Source organism: Stenotrophomonas sp. Sm10, assembly GCF_030985515.1.
GTDB lineage: Bacteria > Pseudomonadota > Gammaproteobacteria > Xanthomonadales > Xanthomonadaceae > Stenotrophomonas > Stenotrophomonas hibiscicola.
The window spans coordinates 26,135-47,520 of the sequence record NZ_JAPTFO010000030.1; the positions used below are offsets into that span (position 1 = coordinate 26,135).

15 protein-coding genes and 1 pseudogene are annotated in these 21,386 nt (G+C 65.2%); 2 read left to right on the forward strand and 14 right to left on the reverse strand.

Features of this window, described 5'->3' with window-relative positions:
• Nucleotides 1-514: 514 nt before the first annotated feature.
• The 14 genes and pseudogenes from O0J15_RS10625 to ndk form a co-directional block, all read right to left on the reverse strand.
• Nucleotides 515-2,287: a hypothetical protein gene (locus O0J15_RS10625; RefSeq protein ID WP_155730706.1), complete on the reverse strand. Its 1,773-nt coding sequence runs from the start codon at nucleotides 2,285-2,287 to the stop codon at nucleotides 515-517.
• A 384-nt stretch (nucleotides 2,288-2,671) separates the two neighbouring features.
• A pseudogene (locus tag O0J15_RS10630) lies at nucleotides 2,672-2,896 on the reverse strand (hypothetical protein); the annotation flags it as partial.
• Between the two features lie 206 nt (nucleotides 2,897-3,102).
• Entirely contained in the window at nucleotides 3,103-4,668 is a 1,566-nt protein-coding gene (guaA, locus tag O0J15_RS10635; protein WP_005413109.1) for a glutamine-hydrolyzing GMP synthase, read from the reverse strand.
• A 103-nt stretch (nucleotides 4,669-4,771) separates the two neighbouring features.
• Entirely contained in the window at nucleotides 4,772-6,229 is a 1,458-nt protein-coding gene (gene guaB / locus O0J15_RS10640; RefSeq protein WP_005409308.1) for an IMP dehydrogenase, read from the reverse strand.
• Nucleotides 6,230-6,602: 373 nt separating this feature from the next.
• Nucleotides 6,603-7,481: a bifunctional methylenetetrahydrofolate dehydrogenase/methenyltetrahydrofolate cyclohydrolase FolD gene (gene folD / locus O0J15_RS10645; protein WP_049402332.1), complete on the reverse strand. Its 879-nt coding sequence runs from the start codon at nucleotides 7,479-7,481 to the stop codon at nucleotides 6,603-6,605.
• Nucleotides 7,482-7,763: 282 nt separating this feature from the next.
• Nucleotides 7,764-9,596, reverse strand: coding sequence for a monovalent cation:proton antiporter-2 (CPA2) family protein (locus tag O0J15_RS10650; RefSeq protein WP_171952109.1), 1,833 nt, complete (start codon nucleotides 9,594-9,596; stop codon nucleotides 7,764-7,766).
• A gap of 306 nt (nucleotides 9,597-9,902) precedes the next feature.
• Complete coding sequence (moeB, locus tag O0J15_RS10655; RefSeq protein WP_227844658.1) at nucleotides 9,903-11,039, reverse strand: molybdopterin-synthase adenylyltransferase MoeB; 1,137 nt, start codon at nucleotides 11,037-11,039, stop codon at nucleotides 9,903-9,905.
• A 232-nt stretch (nucleotides 11,040-11,271) separates the two neighbouring features.
• Nucleotides 11,272-12,669 (reverse strand): ribosome biogenesis GTPase Der, encoded by a 1,398-nt coding sequence (gene der / locus O0J15_RS10660; RefSeq protein ID WP_019661312.1) that lies wholly within the window; start codon nucleotides 12,667-12,669, stop codon nucleotides 11,272-11,274.
• Between the two features lie 15 nt (nucleotides 12,670-12,684).
• Complete coding sequence (bamB, locus tag O0J15_RS10665) at nucleotides 12,685-13,893, reverse strand: outer membrane protein assembly factor BamB (RefSeq protein WP_308305626.1); 1,209 nt, start codon at nucleotides 13,891-13,893, stop codon at nucleotides 12,685-12,687.
• A complete protein-coding gene (locus tag O0J15_RS10670; protein ID WP_019661310.1) occupies nucleotides 13,893-14,531 on the reverse strand; it encodes a tetratricopeptide repeat protein in 639 nt (212 codons plus the stop codon). The genes bamB and O0J15_RS10670 overlap by 1 nt, the downstream gene beginning before the upstream one ends.
• Before the next feature lie 65 nt (nucleotides 14,532-14,596).
• Nucleotides 14,597-15,469, reverse strand: a complete 873-nt coding sequence (locus O0J15_RS10675) for a RodZ domain-containing protein (protein WP_019661309.1) — start codon at nucleotides 15,467-15,469, stop codon at nucleotides 14,597-14,599.
• 18 nt (nucleotides 15,470-15,487) lie between these two features.
• Nucleotides 15,488-16,273 carry a type IV pilus biogenesis/stability protein PilW gene (pilW, locus tag O0J15_RS10680; RefSeq protein ID WP_058982451.1) on the reverse strand — a complete coding sequence of 262 codons (786 nt, stop codon included), beginning with the start codon at nucleotides 16,271-16,273 and terminating at the stop codon, nucleotides 15,488-15,490.
• Nucleotides 16,260-17,465, reverse strand: coding sequence for a 23S rRNA (adenine(2503)-C(2))-methyltransferase RlmN (gene rlmN / locus O0J15_RS10685; RefSeq protein ID WP_019661307.1), 1,206 nt, complete (start codon nucleotides 17,463-17,465; stop codon nucleotides 16,260-16,262). Before rlmN ends, pilW begins: the two co-directional genes overlap by 14 nt.
• A gap of 10 nt (nucleotides 17,466-17,475) precedes the next feature.
• Nucleotides 17,476-17,901 carry a nucleoside-diphosphate kinase gene (gene ndk / locus O0J15_RS10690; protein ID WP_005409295.1) on the reverse strand — a complete coding sequence of 142 codons (426 nt, stop codon included), beginning with the start codon at nucleotides 17,899-17,901 and terminating at the stop codon, nucleotides 17,476-17,478.
• Nucleotides 17,902-18,247: 346 nt separating this feature from the next.
• Here ndk and O0J15_RS10695 point away from each other — a divergent pair, with 346 nt between their 5' ends.
• Entirely contained in the window at nucleotides 18,248-18,901 is a 654-nt protein-coding gene (locus O0J15_RS10695) for a TetR/AcrR family transcriptional regulator (protein WP_019661306.1), read from the forward strand.
• A gap of 39 nt (nucleotides 18,902-18,940) precedes the next feature.
• Nucleotides 18,941-21,313, forward strand: coding sequence for a 3-hydroxyacyl-CoA dehydrogenase/enoyl-CoA hydratase family protein (locus O0J15_RS10700; RefSeq protein WP_134735391.1), 2,373 nt, complete (start codon nucleotides 18,941-18,943; stop codon nucleotides 21,311-21,313).
• Nucleotides 21,314-21,386 lie beyond the last annotated feature (73 nt).

Here is a 21,386-nt window from a genome sequence, read left to right on the forward strand (position 1 = left end):
CTGTCGGCGATCTCAATCTCCCACGTGCCACCTTGGATCCCCCGCTCTTCCCCAACAAGTCGGTGTGCTTTTTGGGCGCTTGACGCCCTGCGGCCAAGAAACGAGTTCGTGCGCCCCGCCATGAGGTTGCCAAGATGGACGGTTAGTGCTTCCGCGGCTCAATTACAAGAGGGCGGCCTTGAATGCTGGGCACGGACTACTCCTCCACCGTGAAAGGGCCTGGTTCGGCAGGGATCAACACTAGAATCGCGTCGCGGATGCCACTGGCAAGCATGTAGCGCTCGACTTGAGCGATCGACATCTGGGTGTTCCTTCTGAAGTGGTGCTTCAATTCGATAAACACTCGCTCATCGCGACTTGCAGTGCCTCCGATGCAGCACGAAGGTCGGTGGAAAGCGCGGTTGATTTGTGCATCGTGCATGCTCCTTGCTGCGCGGGTGGCTGAGGGACTGAGTGGTGTTCACTCTGACGTAGCATCGGAATTAAGGAGAAACAGCTCTCCAACTGGCACCTTTCATTGATCGCGCAGTTTCCTTCTCGATAACTTTCGCTGAGCCCTGGTGGCACCAGTGGCAATCTTAGTCTCGAAGTCCATCATATGCTTCAGCAAGCGTGTCCACAGGCCTTCGACCAAGTGGGCCTCCGCCCTCAACATGCGCTCCTCACCTCGCAGATCTTCAATGTTGGCCGGGAGCTTTGTGGGCTGATGTCGCACGGTCAATGGGCCAAGCAACCATTGAGGAACTTGAGAGCTTCCACCCCAAGGGGCCTGCCCGTCGTACGGAAATTGATTAAGCCAACGCGACATGTCAGTGCTGGACATACGTGAGCGTGATGTGTTCCGAACCTGGCAGAGAGGAAACTCGGCATCGTCTGCCCTGCGAAGAACTTCAACCAGATACGTGTACTGGTCGGCTACCTGAAGCTCAAGTATGAGGAAGTAGCGAGGTACAGGGCCAGCGGTCACGAATTGGTCGACAGAGTTGTTAAACACCATCTCTGCTGTCCAACGCCAACCTGCCGGGTGAGGGTTGTCGTGAACGTACTGGATTATTGCTTGGTAAGCGGCGCGACTTCGTTCGAAAAGCGCAGCGGGGTCCTCTGGAGGTTTGGCTGGCGCTGCCGCCGACTCAATGCCGACGGCAAATATCGTCTTGTCCGGCTTGCCCTCCGACACCAAAGACGCAGTCTCTACAACTAAGGTTGGATCAGGCAGAACCAGAGATTGCCCGATCACTTTGGATGTAGGGCGTTCATCTATGCGTGTCGTCTCATTGACGTCTTCCGCGCTGTAGTCAACGAAGGTCATGCCATTCATTCGAGGCCCACGACGCCTGCGCGCACCAGACTGCCCGCTCACAAGAGGGAGAGGCTTGTCTGGATCAGGCAATGCAGGCCCATTCTGGGCTATGGTCGGCGGCAGGTTCTCTGTCGCTGGCTCGGCCGTTCGCTGACGAACCACCTCAAAGGTATCGTACGGAAGCGGCAGGTGTGCCCCCATCAGATGAAGAAGTAGCCAGCGGGGCTTGCCGTTAACCGTCTTCAACGGCCTCATCCGGAATGACCACTTTGCCGGTACCGAATGAGGGGGGCGCGCCATGGGCAGGAATGTTGACCTGGGCTCCATTAGCTTTGCCCAGATGTTTATTGCATAGCGGCGTGCCTGTTGATCAAACAGCAGCCTGGAGAACTGCTTGGCAACTGGCACTGAGATGTGCTCAGGCAAGTGGTAGGTGACTGCCCTTTCCACACATGCGGTTCCTGGCAGCCATGGGACCTCCGTACCATAGTCTTTGGTGACATCAAGCATGCCAGCAAGGACGCTAGCCATGATCTCCCGATCAAAGAGGTACCAGGCCTGCAAGATTTGCCAGCCTGGCACCACCAACTCAACACCCTCGACTGTATCGAAGACCCAGCAAGAGGAAAGAATTTGACGCTTGTAGAATGGATACTCGGCCTCGGTAAATGGCGGATTCTTCGTCATCTCAGCGTATCGCGCTGAGTCGGGTATGACCGTCAGGTGCTGAATCGGAAAATTCTTGTCGCTGTAGCCTTGGAAGCGCCCATTTCGCCAGGAAGCCTGGGAGGCGAGCAATGGCAACTCTTCGATCGGTCGCTCATCCACCACCCACGGTCTGTACGCCCGGTGATCAATCGGGTGCTTTAGGAAGATCGCCTCAACTCGAAGTGGTGATGCTGCCTGCGCATCACGGATGAGGCGTCCGAGCCACATCAGCCGATAGTCACCATCTTTGATCTTTTCAATGAAAACGGCTTGCGTCACTGCATCCTCGGCACTCTGATAGACCTTAACTTTCAGTCCCGCGGCCCCGCCGCGTCGTAGCCAGTATCATAACGTTGCCGTCTTAGCGCAAACGCGAGTGCCATCCCCCTCCAAACTGCATGTTCAACTGCGGCGCGCGTCAAGATTCCGACGCTCGGCGGCCTGCCCAGCGCAGCTGCAGGTTCGCGACAGGGCGCTCAATCTTAATCAAGGCATTCTCTAACTATCTAGGATGGGAGACGCGAGCGCGCCCATCGAAATGACACCTGTAAACTCCTGCAGCTCTTGCTGTACCCACGAAAGAATCGGGCCAGCCAATCAAACTCCGGCGTATGACGTCAAGCATGTATCACCGTTCAGAGGCTCGGCAATGCTCTATCACCCTTCCCAAATTTTCGGCTCGTCTTGAACGATGTTGAAGAACAGGCCAGAGGTCCGGTTAAGCCGGTGGACCGTGTCAGGGTCATCGCCGAAAAGCTGGCGGTACTGTTGCCAAAGAACGTGAGGTTCCACGAGCTTTCGGTGCAGCTCATAGAAGCTCGCCCCAAGCTCTTGTCCCATCGAGGATATGTACTCGCTATGGACTTCATCCATGGACCGAGTGACCATTAGTGTGCGCCCCAATTACCTAATAGTCGGGTCCGTGGGTCCGGTTATACGAAGTATCCACAAATCACCGTATGGTGCACTTCCCCCTGATACAGCTCGATATTAGGGCGACTGGGTCCGGCCAACAAGCCGGCGTAGAACCGGGCCTAGCACTAGCGGACAACACAAACAAAAAGGGCGCCTCTCGGCGCCCTCGTTCTTTCAACTCATTCCCACTCAATAGTCGCCGGCGGCTTCCCCGAGATGTCATAAACAACCCGCGACACCCCCCGCAACTCATTGATGATCCGGTTGCTCACCGTACCCAGGAACTCATACGGCAGATGCGCCCAATGCGCGGTCATGAAGTCAATGGTCTCCACCGCCCTCAGCGCAATCACCCACTCATAAGCGCGCGCATCACCCACCACGCCCACCGACTTCACCGGCAGGAACACGGCAAACGCCTGGCTGGTCTTGTCGTACAGGTCCGCCTTGCGCAGCTCATCAATGAAGATGGCATCGGCCTTGGCCAGCAGCTCGGCGTACTCGCGCTTCACTTCGCCCAGGATGCGCACGCCCAGGCCCGGGCCCGGGAACGGATGGCGGTAGACCATGGTGCGCGGCAGGCCCAGCTCGACGCCCAGGCGGCGCACTTCATCCTTGAACAGCTCGCGCAGCGGCTCCACCAGGCCCAGCTTCATGTGCTCCGGCAGGCCGCCCACGTTGTGGTGGCTCTTGATCACATGCGCCTTGCCGGTCTTGCTGCCGGCGGATTCGATCACGTCCGGGTAGATGGTGCCCTGCGCCAGCCACTTGGCGTTCTTCAGCTTGTTCGATTCTTCGTCGAAGATCTCAACGAACAGGTTGCCGATGATCTTGCGCTTGGCTTCCGGGTCGCTCACGCCTTCCAGCGCGGCGAAGTAACGGTCGGCGGCGTTCACGCGCACCACCTTCACGCCCATGTGCTCGGCGAACATCGCCATCACCTGGTCGCCTTCCTGCCAGCGCAGCAGGCCGGTATCCACGAACACGCAGGTCAGCTTTTCGCCGATGGCCTTGTGCAGCAGCGCAGCCACCACGGACGAATCGACGCCGCCGGACAGGCCCAGGATCACTTCGTCATCGCCCACCTGTTCGCGCACGCGGGCGATCTGGTCGTCGATGATGTTCGCGGCGGTCCACAGGGTCTGGCAGCCACACACGTCCACCACGAAGCGGCGCAGCAGCGCCTGGCCCTGCAGGGTGTGGGTCACTTCCGGGTGGAACTGCACGCCGTACCAGCGCTTTTCTTCGTTGGCCATGGCGGCCACCGGAATGCGGTCGGTGGTGGCGGTGATGGTGAAGCCCGGCGGCGCAACGGAGACGTGGTCGCCGTGGCTCATCCAGACATTCAGCTTCGGCTCGCCGCCGTGGTCGCTCAGGCCCTTGAACAGCGCATCGGGGTTGATCACGTTCACTTCGGCGTGGCCGAATTCGCGCTGGTCAGCGGCTTCGGTGGCACCGCCCAGCTGCGCGGCCAGGGTCTGCATGCCGTAGCAGATGCCGAAGATCGGCAGGCCGCTGTCGAACACTTCCTGCGGCGCGGCCGGGGCGCCCGGCAGCGTGGTCGATTCCGGGCCACCGGACAGGATGATGCCCTTGGCGCCAAACGCGGCGATCTCGGCCGGGTTGTGGTCCCACGCCCAGATTTCGCAGTAGACGCCCAGCTCGCGGATGCGGCGGGCGATCAGCTGCGTGTACTGCGCGCCGAAATCGAGGATGAGGATCTTGTCGTTATGGATATTGGTCATGGCGCCCCGGCAATGCAGTAGGGAAAACGAAATCAGATTTACGGCCGCAGATGGAGAAAGAGGAACGGGAAGTGCTTCCTCGTTCCTCTTTGCTCGGCCCGCGTCAGGCGCGGTAGTTCGGCGGCTCTTTGGTGATGGTCACGTCGTGGACGTGGCTCTCACGCTGGCCGGCGCCGCTGATCTTCACGAACTTGGGCTTGCTGCGCATGTCTTCGATGGTGGCGCAGCCCACGTAGCCCATGGTGGCGCGCAGGCCGCCCATCAGCTGGTGGATGATGCCGCCCACCGGGCCGCGGTACGGCACGCGGCCTTCGATGCCTTCCGGCACCAGCTTGTCGGCGGTGGCGGCGTCTTGGAAGTAGCGGTCCTTCGACCCCTTCTCCATGGCAGCCAGCGAACCCATGCCGCGGTAGCTCTTGTACGAACGGCCCTGGTACAGCTCGGTCTCGCCCGGCGATTCCTCGGTACCGGCCAGCAGGCCGCCGACCATGATGGTCGAGGCACCGGCGGCCAGCGCCTTGCCGATGTCGCCCGAGTAGCGGATGCCGCCATCGGCAATCAGCGGGATGCGGTCCTGCAGCGCTTCGGCCACCAGGTCGATGGCGGTGACCTGCGGCACGCCGACGCCGGCAACGACGCGGGTGGTGCAGATCGAGCCCGGGCCGATGCCGACCTTGACCGCGTCCGCGCCGCTGTCCAGCAGCGCCAGTGCGGCTTCGCCGGTGCAGATGTTGCCACCGATGACCTGCACGTTCGGGAAGTTCTTCTTGACCCAGCTGACGCGGTCCAGCACGCCCTGCGAGTGGCCGTGCGCGGTATCGACCACGATCACGTCCACGCCGGCGGCGACCAGCGCTTCCACGCGGCGATCGGTATCGCCACCCACGCCGACGGCAGCGCCGACCAGCAGGCGGGTCGACAGGTCCTTGGCAGCGTTCGGGAAGTCGGTGTTCTTCTGGATATCCTTGACGGTGATCAGGCCACGCAGTTCGAACGAATCGTTGACCACCAGCACCTTTTCGATGCGGTTGCGGTGCAGCAGCTGCAGCACTTCATCAGACGCGGCGCCTTCCTTGACCGTGATCAGGCGATCCTTCTTGGTCATGATGTGGCGGACCGGATCGTCCAGCTCGGTCTCGAAGCGCATGTCGCGGTGGGTCACGATGCCGGCCAGCAGGCCGTCGCTGCCCACCACCGGCACGCCGGAGATGTTGTGCGCCTGGGTCAGGGCCAGCACGTCGCGGATGGTGGTTTCCGGGCCGACGGTGATCGGGTCGCGGATGACACCGGCCTCGAACTTCTTGACCTTGGCCACTTCCGCGGCCTGCTGTTCCAGGCTGAGATTCTTGTGGATGATGCCCATGCCGCCGAGCTGGGCCATGGCGATGGCCAGGCGGGCTTCGGTGACGGTATCCATCGCGGCGGACAGGATCGGAAGCTTCAGCTTCAGGTCTCGGGTCAACCGCGTTTCGAGGTTGACGTCCTTGGGCAGGATGGTCGAGTGGGCGGGGACGAGCGAGACGTCGTCGTAAGTGAGTGCTTCAGCCTGGATGCGCAGCATCGGCATACCCGAGATGTGGGGAAGCGCGACATTTTACCCTGTTTTCGCGCCGCGTGGCAGGGGGTAGATGCGACGCAGTGTCGCGCGGGCGGCGATTGGTTCAGGAGGGTTTGGAACCGGCTCTCAGGGCCTGGAACCTGCCCTTGGTGGGTGCGGACCGTTGATCCGCACTACCTTCATACACCTGTGCACCGGCATTGTGCCGACCAACGGTCGGCACCCACCTTGACCTTGAGAGGATCACCTGGGCCAGCCCTGGGGCATCTTTGGTAGGTGCGGACCGTTGGTCCGCACTACCCTTCAGACACCTGTGCCCCAGCATTGTGCCGACCAACGGTCGGCACCCACCAACAGCAGATAGCCCCAATTGGGGTCAGCTCAGCGCTTCCGCCGCTTCCAGGGTGTTCTGCATCAACGTGGCCACGGTCATCGGTCCCACGCCGCCCGGCACCGGGGTGATCCAGCTGGCCCGCTGCGCAGCGGCCTCAAACCCAACATCGCCCACCAGCCGGCCGTCATCCAGCCGGTTGATACCCACATCGATCACCACCGCGCCGGGCTTCACCCATTCGCCCGGCACGATGCCCGGGCGACCGACCGCCACCACCAGGATGTCGGCGTTGCGCACGGCCTGTTCCAGCACGTCCTTGGGGGTGAACTTGTGGCAGCTTGTGACGGTGCAGCCGGCGATCAGCAGCTCCAGGCCCATCGGGCGGCCGACGTGGTTGCTCACGCCCACGATGGTCGCGTTGCGGCCGCGCACCGGCTGGTCGGTGTGGCCCAGCAGCGTGGTGATGCCGCGCGGGGTGCACGGGCGCAGGCCGAACTCGCGCAGGGCCAGGTGGCCGACGTTTTCCGGGTGGAAGCCGTCCACGTCCTTGCGCGGGTCGATGCGCTGGATCAGCCGGCGCGCGTCGGGGATGCCCGGCAGCGGCAGCTGGATCAGGATGCCGTTGATCTTCGGATCGGCGTTGAGCTGGTCGATCAGGTCGAGCAGCTCGGCTTCGGTGGTGCCGGCCGGCAGATCGTAGTCATGTGCCTCGATGCCGACCTTCTCGGCGGCACGGCGCTTGTTGCGCACATACACGGTCGAGGCCGGGTCGCCACCGACCAGCACCACGGCCAGGCCCGGACGGCTGCCACCGGCGGCCACGCGGGCGTCGACGCGCACCTTCAGGCTGTCGAGCAGGTCCTCGGCGATACGGCGGCCATCAAGGATTCGGGCAGGATGCTGGGGGGCGGAATCGGTCATCGGAGGCAGGCGTGGGGCGGCGGGGACGCTATTGTCCCCGATTCAGGCCCCCTCGCCCACCGCCACGGCACCGACCCACCCGCCCTTGTAGAGCCGAGCCTGCGCTCGGCTTACGCGCGTAGCGCGGCTTTATCGCAACCTGACCGAAGCGCAAGCCGAGCATGGGCTCGGCTCTACAGCCGACCGGCCCGCCCTTGTAGAGCCGAGCCTACGCTCGGCTCACGCGCGCAGCGCGGCTTTATCGCAACCTGACCGAAGAGCAAGCCGAGCATGGGCTCGGCTCTACTCTTCCTCCTCCGGCACATCCTGCGGGTTCAGCGTCTTGCTCTCGCGCTTCGGCGCGGTGAACGGCGTCGGCGTCGGCACGCCCTGGCCGGAGTTGCCGAAAACCATCTTGGCGCCGGCATTCAAGCCACCACCGGCAATCTCCAGCTCGAAGCGCTCGGCATCGCGGCGACGGATCTGCTCGGCAATCTCCACCGCATCGTCTTCATCCGCACCCAGTTCCACCAGCGCGGCCTGGCCGAACAGCACCGCCGATTCAAACGTCTCGCGGATCTGGAAATCAACACCGGCATGGATCAACCGCAGCGAATGCTCGCGGTCGAACGAGCGCACCATCAGCTTGGCCTGCGGGAACTCGTGCGACACCAGCTCAACAATGCGATCAGCCGCCTCGGCCTTGTCCACGCACACCGCAATCGCACGCGCGGTGGCCGCGCCCGAGGCATGCAGCACGTCCAGTCGCGTACCGTCGCCGTAATAGATCTTGAAACCGAACCGCGCCGCGCTCTGGATCATCTCCACATCGTTGTCGATGATGGTCACGTCCACATCGCGCGCCAGCAGCGACTGGCTGGCAACCTGGCCGAAGCGGCCGAAGCCGATCAGCAGCACGCTGCCGGACAGGCCCTCGGCCTCGTCCACGCCGTCCATGTTTACCGTCGGCTTCGGCGCGATGCGCTTGTAGAGCAGCACCACCAGCGGGGTCAGCGCCATCGACAGCACCACCACGGCAGTGAAGTTGGCATTGATCTCCAGGTTGATCACGCCGGCCGATGCCGCGGCGGAGAACAGCACGAAGGCGAATTCGCCGCCCTGTGCCATCAGCACGCCACGGTCCAGCGCCTGCGCGTGGTCGCTGCCCATGATGCGTGCGACCACGTAGATGCACAGCGCCTTGGCTGCCATCAGCGCCAGCACCAGGCCGAGGATCAGCTGCCAGTTGCCAGCCACCACGCCCAGGTCCAGCGCCATGCCCACGCTGAGGAAGAACAGGCCGAGCAGGATGCCGCGGAACGGCTCGATGTCCGCCTCGATCTGATGGCGGAAGGTCGACTCGCTCAGCAGCACGCCGGCCAGGAACGCGCCCATCGCCATTGACAGGCCCGACAGCTGCATCAGCAGCGCCGCACCCAGCACCACCAGCAGCGCGGCGGCAGTCATCACCTCGCGCGCCTTCGATTCGGCCAGCACGCGGAACAACGGGTTGAGCAGGAAGCGGCCGACCAGCACCAGGCCGACGATGGCACCGACGCCGATCGCCACCGACAGCCAGCGCGAACCCTCGCCGTCGGCACTGCCCGCGCTCGGCGCCATCCACGCCACAAGGGCCAGCAACGGCACGATCAGCAGGTCTTCGAAGAGCAGGATCGAAACGATCTTCTGCCCCGACGGCAGCGCGATGTCACCGCGCTCGGCCAGCAGCTGCATCACCACTGCGGTGGAGGTGAGCACGAAGCCGGTGGCGCCGATGAAGGCCACCTGCCACGGCAGGCCGAACAGCTTGGCGATGCTGGTCAGCACCAGCGCACAGGTGACGATCTGCAGCGTGCCCAGCCCGAAGATCTCCTTGCGCAGGCTCCACAGGTGCGAGGGCCGCATTTCCAGGCCGATCACGAACAGGAACATCACCACGCCGAGTTCGGCGGTATGCAGGATCGCCTGCGGGTCGGAGAACCAGCCCAGCCCGAACGGTCCGATCGCCAGGCCAGCGGCGAAGTACCCCAGCACCGAGCCCAGGCCGGCCCGGCGGAACAAAGGCACCATCACCACCGCCGCGCCCAACAGGGCCACGACCTTGACCAGCTCGCTGGTCGCTGCTTCTACCGCCATGCGGTGTGTTCCCCAAGATCCAGAATCGGGTTCAACAATAGAGCAATGCCGATGTCGGCAATAGCACGCATGTTGCGCCGGATTGTCTTGGAGGTGGAACGATGATGGGCGCCCGCCCCGGCATCATCCCGAAACCGTTGCAAGTCGCTGTAGAGCCGAGCCCACGCTCGGCTGCTCTTCGTGCCGAGGCCAGAAGCAGCCGAGCATGGGCTCGGCTCTACAGTAGATCCACGCCATGCGTGGATGACGCACAGCCGCCGCGCCCCGGTAGATCCACGCCATGCGTGGATGAATCTCCGGCCAGCCTCACCCATCCCGGCAGAACGCGGCGTAATCGATATACCCCGGGAACGGCACGCCCGGCGCACACACCGGGCAATGCGGGTCCGGCCGGATGCCGGTCTCGCGGAAGCGCATGCCCAACGCGTCGAAGCGCAGCAGCCGCCCCACCAGCGGCTCGCCAATACCCAGCAGCAGCTTCAGCACTTCGGTGGCCTGCAGCACACCAGCCAACCCGGGCAGCACGCCCAGCACCCCGGCCTCGGAACAGTTCGGCGCGAACTCCGGCGGCGGCGGTTCCGGGAACAGGCAGCGATAGCACGGTGCCACGCCACGCTGGCGGCCGGCGTCAAACACGCTTACCTGGCCGTCAAAGCGCTCGATGGCGGCATACACCAGCGGTTTGGCGTGCTTGATGCAGGCGTCGTTGAGCAGGTAGCGCAGCGGGAAGTTGTCCGAGCCATCCAGCACCACGTCCACGCCCTCGAGCAGCGCATCCACGTTCTCAGAGGTCACCCGCTCCGGCACCGCCTCGACCTCGATGGAGGGATTCAGCGCCAGCAGGCGCTCGCGTGCGGAATCGACCTTGAGCTGGCCGACGCTGGCCTCGGTGTGCACGATCTGCCGGTGAAGGTTGCTGCGCTCCACGCGGTCGTGGTCGGCGAGGCGCAGGTGCCCTACCCCAGCCGCTGCCAGGTAGAAACCAGCCGGTGCGCCCAGCCCGCCCGCGCCCAGTACCAGCACGCGCGCTTGCTGCAGCCGGCGCTGGCCGGCTTCGCCCACCTGCGGCAGCAGCAGGTGCCGCGAATAGCGATCAAAGAAATCGCGGTCGGCGGCGCTGGCGAGCGGCTGCACCAAGGGCAGCGACTGCTCGCGCCAGGCCACGGTACCGCCCGTCACGGAAGCGACGTGGGTGTAGCCGGCCTGCAGCAGGAACTGCGCGGCATCGGCCGAGCGCTTGCCGCTCTGGCAGATCAGCAGGATCTCCTGGTCGTGCCGCGGCAGGTGTGCGGCCGGGTCGGCCTGCAGCTCGCCCTTGGCCACGCCGCGCGCGCCCTCGGCCATCCCACCGGCCCGTTCGTGCGCTTCGCGCACATCGATCAGCACCGCGCCATGGGCCAGGCGCTCGCGTGCCTGCGCGGGGGAAAGCTCTTGGATGCTCATGGCCGCATTATCACGCACGTGGCGGCAGGCCGCGTTGACCAGAATCTGTAGAGCCGAGCCCATGCTCGGCTGGCGCGCGTAGCGCGCCTGCGGCAATGCGCGAAAAGCAGCCGAGCGCAGGCTCGGCTCTACAGGTCCACCGCAAGCCTACGGTAGCGCCAGCCCCGCGCCCGGGATCAGATCCCATTTCCCAACAACGAAAAAGGCGGCCCTGCGGCCGCCTTCCCGTGAATCACTTGCCCTTGACGTGCTTCATCAAGCGCCGCTTGGACTTGATCTGCCGCTCGGTGAGGACGTTCTTCTTGCCCTCGTACGGGTTGGTACCCTCGCGGAAGATGAAGCTCACTGGCGTGCCGATCAGCTTGAAGCGCTTGCGGAAGAAGTTCTCCAGGTAGCGCTTGTACGACTCCTGCAGTTCCTTCAGGCGGGTGCCGTGCACAATGAAGGTCGGCGGGTTGGAACCGGCCGGGTGCACGTAGCGCAGCTTGGAGACATGGCCGCGGATGGTCGGCGGCGGATTGGTCTCGTACGCCACTTCCAGCGCCTTGTTCACTTCGCTGGTGGTGAAGGTCTTGTTGGCCGATTCGTGCGCGCGGTGCACCGCACGGAACAGCTCGCGCAGGCCCGAGCCGTGCTTGGCCGAAATGCGCACCGATTCGGCCCAGGGCACGAAGCCCAGCTTGAGCGACAGCATGGTTTCAGCCTGTTCGCGCTGGTACTCGGTCAGGCCATCCCACTTGTTGATGGCGATCACCAGCGCGCGGCCGGCGTCGAGCACGGCACCGAGCACGGTGGCGTCCTGGTCGGTCACGCCTTCGGTGGCGTCGAGCATCAGCACGGCCACCTGGCACTGCTCGATCGACTGCATGGTCTTGACCACCGAGAACTTCTCGACGACCTCGTCCACGCGCGAGCGACGGCGCAGGCCGGCGGTATCGATCAGGCGGTATTCGCGACCGTCGCGCTCCAGGTCCACTGCGATCGAGTCGCGGGTGGTGCCCGGCACGTCGGAGGCGATCATGCGCTCCTCGCCGAGGATGCGGTTGACAAGGGTCGACTTGCCCACGTTCGGGCGGCCGACGAAGGCGATGCGGATGCGGTTCGGATCGTTGTCCAGCTCTTCGCCGCTACCTTCTTCCGGCAGGCGCTGGATCACTTCGTCCAGCAGGTCGTCCAGGCCCTGGCGATGCGCGGCCGAGACGGTCAGCATTTCGCCGAAACCGTAGCGGGCGAACTCGGAGCGGACGCTGTCCTCGTCGGTACCGTCGATCTTGTTGATCAGCAGCAACGTCGGGCGCGACAGCTTGCGCAGCCACGCCAGGATCTCGTCGTCCAGCGCCGAGGTGCCCTCGCGGGCATCGACGACGAACAGGATCAGGTCCGCTTCGGCAGCCGCCGCACGCGCCTGGCGGGTGGTGGCACCGGCCAGGCCTTCGTCCTCACCGGCAATACCGCCGGTATCCACGACGAGGAAATGATTGTCCTCGTCGAGGCGGCAGACGCCGTAGTTGCGATCACGGGTGACGCCGGGCTGGTCATGGACCAGGGCGTCACGGGTGCGGGTCAACGCATTGAAAATGGTCGACTTGCCGACATTCGGCCGTCCAACCAGGGCGACCAAAGGCAGCATCGCGAGTACTCCGTATTAATTTGCCAACCGGAAGGCGGTCAGCTTGCCATCCACGTTCTGCACCAGCAGCACCCCGTCTGCGACGACCGGCTGGGCCAGCAGGGCATCACCACCGCTCTTTGCCCGTGCCGCCATCGCACCATCGGAGGCCTGCAACCAGTGCACGTATCCCTTGTAGTCGCCGACCACGACGTAGTCGCCATGCAGCGCCGGGCCGGTCAGCGAGCGACGGGCCAGTGCGGTCTGCGACCACATGGCTGCGCCGCTGGCCTTGTCCAGGCCGAACACGCCGCCCTTGTTGTCGGTCACGAACACATTGCCCGACGACACCGCCACGCCACCCGCACCGCCATGGTCGCGCGCCCACAGCGGGCGACCGGTCGGGCCTTCGATGGCCATCGTCTGGTTCTTGAAGCTGCTCACGAACAGGGTGTTGCCATCCAGCACCGGCGCGCCGTCCACATCGGCCATGCGCTCCAGCTCGGTACGGCCTTCACCGTTGCCCACGTTCTGTTCCCACAGGGTGCGGCCATCCTGCTGGGCCAGGGCGGCAACCGCGCCCTCGTCCTTGCCGATGAACAGCACGCCCGGGCCGGTCACCACCGGTGCGTTGCCACGCACGGTCAGCGCCGGCAGCTCGCTCGGGTTGAACCACTTCTGGGTGCCGTTGCCGGCATCGAACGCAGTGATACGGCCGTCGTTGCTGCGCACGTAGACCGCGCCCTGGGCGATGGCCGGCGCGGCGATGACTTCACCCGGAACACGGGCGCGCCACTTTTCGCTGCCGTCGTTGATGTCCAGCGCGATGACCTGGCCATCGAGCGTGCCGATCACGACCAGGTTCTCACCGACACCCGGGCCACCGGACAGGCGCAGCTTGGCCTTCTTCTTTTCCTTCTGCGGCTCCCAGGTCCAGACCTTCTTGCCGGTCTGCAGGTCGATGGCGTGCACGCCACCGGTGATCGCCGCAGCGAACACGTGGCCGTTGGCCACCGCCGGGCCCTGGCGCACGCCGATGCGGCGCTCGCCCTTGCCGAGGTTGACCGACCAGGCCTTGTTGACCTTCAGGGTCGGCTCGAACTTGACCAGCTCAGCCGGTTCCTGTGCCTTCTTCGCGGCCGCGTCCTTGCCGGCGAACCAGCCCTTCACGGTGCTGCAGCCGGTCAGGGCCATGCCCATCAGGAGCACGGTGGCGACGCGGGTGATCATGACCTTCTGACTCATCAAACCGACTCCGCAGGGGCGGCGACGGTGCCGCCGGCGTCCATAACCTTGGTTTCCAGCAGGCGCCGCTGCGGCGCTGCCACGTCCAGCGTCTTCAGCGCCTTCTCGTACTGTGCGCGGGCCTCATCGCGCTTGCCCTGCGCCATCAGCGCATCGCCATGGATTTCCAGGCTGCTGCTGTCGGTGGCGCTGCCCAGCAGCTTGATCGCCTCGTCGCTCTTGCCGGTGGCCACCAGCAGGCGTGCCACGCGCTGGTCGACCACGCGCTGCAGGTCACCTTCAACCTTCACGCCGCGCAGGGTAGCCAGGGCTTCTTCGTTCTTGCCCGCGTCGACCTGGGCCTTGGCCAGCTGCAGCGCCGCCAGGTCGCCGTAAATGCTGGACGGGCCGGCTTCGAGCGCCTTGACCGCCTTGGCGGCGTCGTCGAGCTTGTTCTGCTGCAGGCCAACGAGCGCCTTCTGGTACTCGACATTGGCCGAGGCCAGCTTGCCGCCCTGATCCTTCTGGTACCACTGCCAGCCGGCAATGGCACCGATGGCGATGACCACGCCACCGAGGATGCTGGCGCCATTCTTCCGCAGCCAGCTGCGGACGCGTTCACTTTGTTCGTGCTCGTCGAGCAGATCGTCGATCGCCATGCGTACTCTCGCCCCGCCCATCGGGAGGGACCATTGGAATTAATCGAAGGTGGTGAAACCGCGCCTCAGTGCGAAACCGGGACTACGGAGCCTTCAGAGGATACCTGAAAGCGTGCCACGTTGGCTCGCTGGTAGGGGGTCAAATCGACGATAGCGCCGTTCTGCTGAACCTGGACCGCCGAGGCGTTGCCCAGGGTCACCCGGGTCACCTGGCCCGGCGTGAAGCTGCGGCTCTCGCCGGATTTGATCAGCGCCTTCTCGACTGTGCTGCCGTCCGGGCCGCCGATATCGACCCAGCTGTCGCCACTGAACTGCATGTCCAGCGTATTGGCGGCAGCGGCCGGTGCCGGGGCTGGACGCGGCACCGGGGCCAGCGAGGCCACGTACGGAGTGGCGGCCGGCTTGCTGGCCGGAGCGCTCGCCACTTCAGCCGGCGCCGAGGGCTCGACACCCGCAGCGGACGGGGTTACCGGTACGGCGGCCGGGATGGCGTCCAGCGAGGCGGTATTCGGCGACGGGGTGGCACTGCCATCGAAATGGCCACGGGTGGCAAACCACACCGGCACCGCCAGCACCGCGGTGATGCCGACGTACAGCACGCGACGGCCGAGATTCTCGGCAATGCGGCGCGCACGCGGGGTATGGGTATGGCTGACCAGGGTAGGCGGCACCACCGGGCCGACCTGGGCCTGCTCCAGCAGCTCTCCCACGTCCACGTCCAGAAGCCGCGCGTAGCTGCGCAGCTGGCCGCGCACGAACACCGGCGCGCCAAGCTTCTGCCATTGTTCTTCTTCCAGCGACCTGACCACCTGGACCGGCATTCGCAGGCGCGAGCCGACATCTTCGAGGGTCAGTCCGGCCGCCTCGCGGGCCTGGCGCAGGCGGGTGCCGCAGCCGGCCGCAGTCTCGAGAGCGCTCACAGTCTGGTCATCAATCACAATGCATCAACCCTGGAGTTAGGAGCCCGCTTCCTGCGGAAATTCCTGTCGAATCCGCTGAAGATAGCGATCAGATGCCGCCCGATCACCCAGCCGCGCTTCGATTTGAGACGCAAGTTGTAACACGGAACGCGTTGCGGGTGCAGCCGCAATCCTACGTTCGGCGAAGGCCCGCGCCTCCATGAAGCGGCCCTGGCGGAAGCTGAGCTGGGCCATCGCCTCGAGCGCGACCGGGTTTCCCGGCAGCACCGACAGCGCCGCGCGCAGGTCGCCTTCGGCACGTTCAAGTTGGCCAGCGTCCAGTGCACAGCTGCCCGCATTGGCCTGGGATTCGGCCGGTGTGGCGTAGCCCGGCGCCTGCAGCGCTCGATCGAACCACGCCAGCGACTCGGCCGGCCGCCCCTGCTGGCACAGCCACGCCCCGTAATTGTTGAGGATGTCACCGCGCTGCGGCGCCTGTTCGGCCGCCCTGCGGAAGCTCTCGCCCGCTTGCTGGCTCCGGCCACGGCGCTCATCGATGCCGGCCAGCAGCACCAGCGCATCCGGCGAGTCGGGCGCCAGCTTCAGCGCCTCGCGCGCCTTGCGTTCGGCCGCATCCAGGTTGCCGACCTGCATGTCACGGGCAGCCAGCGCCAACAGATCCTGCAGGCGCACCTGGCGCCGCACGCTGTCCGGATCGCGCACCGAATAGACCGGCGCTTCGCTGGGGCCCAGCTTGGCCTTGGGTTGGGATTTGCAGCCACCGACCGCAACGGCCAGCACGCCTGCGAGAAGCGCCAGCCAGAGGCGGTCAGGCCGCGGCATCGCTCCCCTTCCCCGCCTGCAGCGTCTTGTTGAACTCCGCCTGGCGGCGGGTGCGGTCCATCACCTGGCCCTTGAGCTGGCCACAGGCGGCGTCGATGTCGTCGCCACGGGTGCGGCGGACCATCGTCAGCACGTTGCTGTCGAGCAGGATCTTCTGGAAGGCGCGGATGTTGGCCTCCTCGGAACGCTCGTAGCGGGTGCCCGGGAACGGATTGAACGGGATCAGGTTGACCTTGCCCGAATCCTTGGCCTGCACCGCGTTGTCGAACTGGCGCATCAGGCGGGCCAGCTCGCGGGCATGCTCGGGCTTGTCGTTGATGCCCTTCATCAGGGTGTATTCAAAGGTGACCGATTCGCGGCGCTTGTTGGCGCGCAGGTAGCGTGCGCACGAAGCCATCAGCTCGGCGATCGGGTACTTCTTGTTGAGCGGCACCAGCGTCTCGCGCAGTGCGTCGTTCGGCGCATGCAGCGACACCGCCAGCGACACGTCGCTTTCGGCAGACAGGCGGTCGATCTGCGGCACCAGGCCGGAGGTCGACAGGGTCACGCGCTTATTGGCCAGGCCGTAGCCCAGGTCGTCGCGCATCACGCTCATGGCGCGCACGACGTTGTCGAAATTCATCAGCGGCTCGCCCATGCCCATCATCACCACGTTGGTGAGGCGGCGCATCTGGTGCGGCACGTTGCCCAGGTGGCGTGCGGCAACCCACACCTGGCCGATGATCTCGGCGGTGGTCAGGTTACGGTTGAAGCCCTGGGTGGCGGTGGAGCAGAACGTGCAGTTCAGGCCGCAACCGACCTGCGAGGACACGCACAACGTGCCGCGGGTCTTGTCCGGGATGTACACGGTCTCGATGGCGTTCTTGCCATCCACGCCCATCGCCAGCAGCCACTTGTGGGTGCCGTCGGCGGAGGGCTTGTCGAACACGATGTTCGGAACCAGCACCTCGGCATGGGCCTGCAGCTTGGCGCGCAGGACCTTGCCGAGGTCGGTCATTTCATCGAAATCGGTGACGTAGCGATGGTGGATCCACTTCATCACCTGATGGGCACGGAACTTCTTCTCGCCGAGAACCTCGACGAAAAACTTCTCCAGGCCCGCGCGATCGAGGTCGAGCAGGTTCTGCTTGCCAGCCGTGGGTGCCGACTTCGGCAGCGGCTGGATGGCGGGGGACTGTACGACCTCGTTCACGGCATTACTCTCAGCGCGAGACGACTTCGGTGGCGGCGAAGAAGTAGGCGATCTCAATCGCGGCATTCTCGACCGAGTCCGAGCCGTGTGCGGCGTTGGCATCGATGGATTCGGCGAAGTCGGCGCGGATGGTGCCCGGCGCGGCTTCCTTCGGGTTGGTGGCGCCCAGCAGGTCGCGGTGGGCCAGGACCGCGTTCTCGCCTTCCAGGGCCTGGATCATCACCGGGCCGGAGATCATGAACTCGACCAGCGCGTTGAAGAACGGACGCTCGCGGTGCACGGCATAGAAGCCTTCGGCTTCACGGCGCGACAGCTGCTTGTACTTGGCGGCCACGACCTTCAGGCCGGCCTTCTCGAAGCGGGCGTAGATTTCGCCGATGACGTTCTTGGCAACGGCGTCCGGCTTGATGATCGAAAGGGTGCGCTCCAGCGCCATGGGATGTCTCCAATGGAATCGGGCCGCTGATGGCCCGAAGGGTAACATGAAAAAAACCCGCGTCGGGACGCGGGCTTAGCCTGATAAACGTAGGCGAATTGTAAAAGATAACGTGGGCGGGTGGTAGAGGGCCATGTGGCCCTGTTGTAGCGCCGAGCCCATGCTCGGCTGGCCTTTGGGCCTAAGAGCAGCCGAGCGCGGGCTCGGCTCTACAGGTTCAGGTCCACCCATTCACCCACCTGAGTGAAATCTGACCGGAGCGGCCGATTTTGCTGCACTGCAAAATGCCATACGGTACCGTCTGGTCCTAGTATCAAACAATCGTTTGATTAAGGTCTGCCCGCCGATGGCCAAACCCGCCCACTTCTCGACCAAGGACCGGATCCTCGGCGCGGCCGAGGAGCTGTTCGCCCAGCACGGCTTCGCCGGCACCTCGCTGCGCCAGGTGACCAGCCAGGCCGACGTCAACATCGCCGCGGTCAACTACCACTTCGGTTCCAAGGAAAATCTGGTCAATGAGGTCTTCCGCCGCCGCATGGACGAGATGACCGGCGCGCGCCTGGCGCAGCTGGAGCGGGCCCGCAGCGAACACCCCGGCGAACTGCGCCCGGTGCTGGCCGCCTTCGTCGAGCCGGCCCTGGCGCTGGCCCAGGACCGCCAGAACGGCGGCGCCTTCGTGCGCGTGATTGCCCGCGCCTACGCCGAGAAGAACGACAACCTGCGCAAGTTCCTGTCCGACCACTACGGCCACGTGCTGCGTGCGTTCGGCAAGGCCATCGGCGAATGCGTGCCCGGCCTGAGCAAGGAGGAGCTGTACTGGCGCCTCGACTTCCTGGCTGGCTCGCTGACCTATGCGATGGCCGACTTCGGGCTGATCAAGCGTCCCGCCGGTGTCACCGAAGCGGCGCATCGTGCCCATGCCGCTCACGAACTGATCCATTTCGCCGAAGCCGGGTTCCGCGCCGCCGCACGCGCCAGCGCCCTGCCCGCTTCCCGTTGATTCCACCCAGTAACTGCTGACCAACAAAGGCCCTACACCATGTCCAATTCCCTGCTAGTCCGCCGCGCCGCCGTGCTGGGTGCCGGCGTCATGGGTGCCCAGATCGCCGCCCACCTCACCAACGCCGGCGTCGACACCGTGCTGTTCGACCTGCCTGCGAAGGAAGGTCCGGCCGATGGCATCGTGCTGAAGGCGATCGCCAACCTGGGCAAGCTGAGCCCGGCGCCGCTGGCCAGCAAGTCGCTGGCCGAAGCCATCACCCCGGCCAATTACGACTCCGGCCTGGAGCAGCTGAAGGACTGCGACCTGATCATCGAGGCCATCGCCGAGCGCATGGACTGGAAGCAGGACCTGTACAAGAAGATTGCGCCGTTCGTGGCCGACCACGCGGTGCTGGCCTCCAACACCTCGGGCCTGGGCATCAACAAGCTGGCCGACGTGCTGCCCGAACAGCTGCGCCACCGCTTCTGCGGCGTGCACTTCTTCAACCCGCCGCGCTACATGCACCTGGCCGAGCTGATCCCGGCCACCACCACCGACGCCGCCGTGCTGGAAGGCCTGGAAGAGTTCCTGGTCACCACCCTGGGCAAGGGCGTGGTGTACGCCAAGGACACCCCGAACTTCATCGGCAACCGCATCGGCGTGTTCTCGATCCTGTCCACCATCCACCACACCCAGCAGTTCGGCCTGGGCTTCGATGAAGTGGACGGCCTGACCGGTCCGCTGGTCGGCCGCCCGAAGTCGGCCACCTACCGCACCTCCGACGTGGTCGGCCTGGACACCATGGCCCACGTCATCAAGACCATGGGCGACACCCTGCCGAATGACCCGTGGCATGAATTCTTCAAGTCGCCGAAGTGGCTGGACGCGCTGATTTCCAAGGGCGCGCTGGGCCAGAAGACCGGCGCCGGCATCTTCCGCAAGGTCGGCAAGGACATCGTGGTACTGGATCTGGAGAAGCAGGACTACCGTCCGGCCGACCGCACCGCCGCACCGGAAGTGGTCGAGATCCTGAAGATCAAGAACCCGGCCGAGAAGTTCGCCAAGCTGCGCGAGAGCCAGCACCCGCAGGCGCAGTTCCTGTGGGCGACCTTCCGCGACCTGTTCCACTACAGCGCCTACCACCTGGCCGACATCGCCGAGACCGCGCGCGACGTCGACCTGGCCATCCGCTGGGGCTACGGCTGGTCGCTGGGCCCGTTCGAAACCTGGCAGGCCGCCGGCTGGAAGCAGGTCGCACAGTGGATCGCCGATGACATCGTGGCCGGCAAGAGCATGAGCAACGCCCCGCTGCCGGACTGGGTGTTCGATGGCCGCGACGGCGTGCACGCCGCCGAAGGCAGCTACAGCCCGTCGCGCAACGCCAAGCTGCCGCGTTCGTCGCTGCCGGTGTACCAGCGCCAGCGCTTCCCGGATCCGCTGCTGGGCGAGCAGTTCGCGCCGGGCGAAACCGTGTTCGAGAACGACGGCCTGCGCATGTGGCACGACGGCGATGGCATCGCGGTGGTCAGTTTCAAGACCAAGATGAACACCGTCTCCGACCAGGTGCTGGACGGCCTGCAGGAATGCGTCAGCCGCGCCGAGAAGGACTTCCAGGGCCTGGTGATCTGGCAGCAGAAGGAACCCTTCTCCGCCGGTGCCGACCTGGCCGGCGCGCTCGGCCTGCTGCAGGCCGGCAAGGTCGACCAGTTCGAGGAAATGGTCGCCAACTTCCAGCGCACCAGCCAGCGCATCAAGTACTCCCTGGTGCCGGTGGTGGCCGCCGTGCGTGGCCTGGCCCTGGGCGGCGGCTGCGAGTTCCAGATGCACAGCGCCAAGACCGTTGCCTTCCTGGAAAGCTACATCGGCCTGGTCGAAGCCGGCGTCGGCCTGCTGCCGGCCGGTGGTGGCCTGAAGGAACTGGCCGTGCGTGCCTCGCAGGCCGCGGGCCCGGGCGGCGACGTGTTCGCCGAACTGAAGAAGACCTTCGAGACCGTGGCGATGGCCAAGGTGTCCAACTCGGCGGTCAACGCCAAGGAACTGGGCCTGCTGCGCAGCACCGACAAGGTGGTGTTCAACAGCTACGAGGCGCTGCACATCGCCAAGGCCGAAGCACGCGCCCTGGCCGAAGCCGGCTACCGCCCGCCGCTGCCGGCACGCCGCATCCAGGTCGCCGGTGACGTGGGCATCGCCACCTTCAAGATGATGCTGGTCAACATGCTGGAAGGCCGCTTCATCAGCCCGTACGACTACGAGATCGCCGAGCGCATCGCCACCGTGCTGTGCGGCGGCAAGGTCGACCGCGGCACCCTGGTCGACGAAGAGTGGCTGCTGACCCTGGAGCGCAAGCACTTCGTCGAACTGGCCCAGCAGGAAAAGACCCAGGCCCGCATCGCGCACATGCTGAAGACCGGCAAGCCGCTGCGTAACTGATCGCCCATCCCTGCTTCCGGTGGGGGGGGGCGCGCGGGGGGGTTTTAGGGGCCCCCCCCCCCCCCGCCCCCCC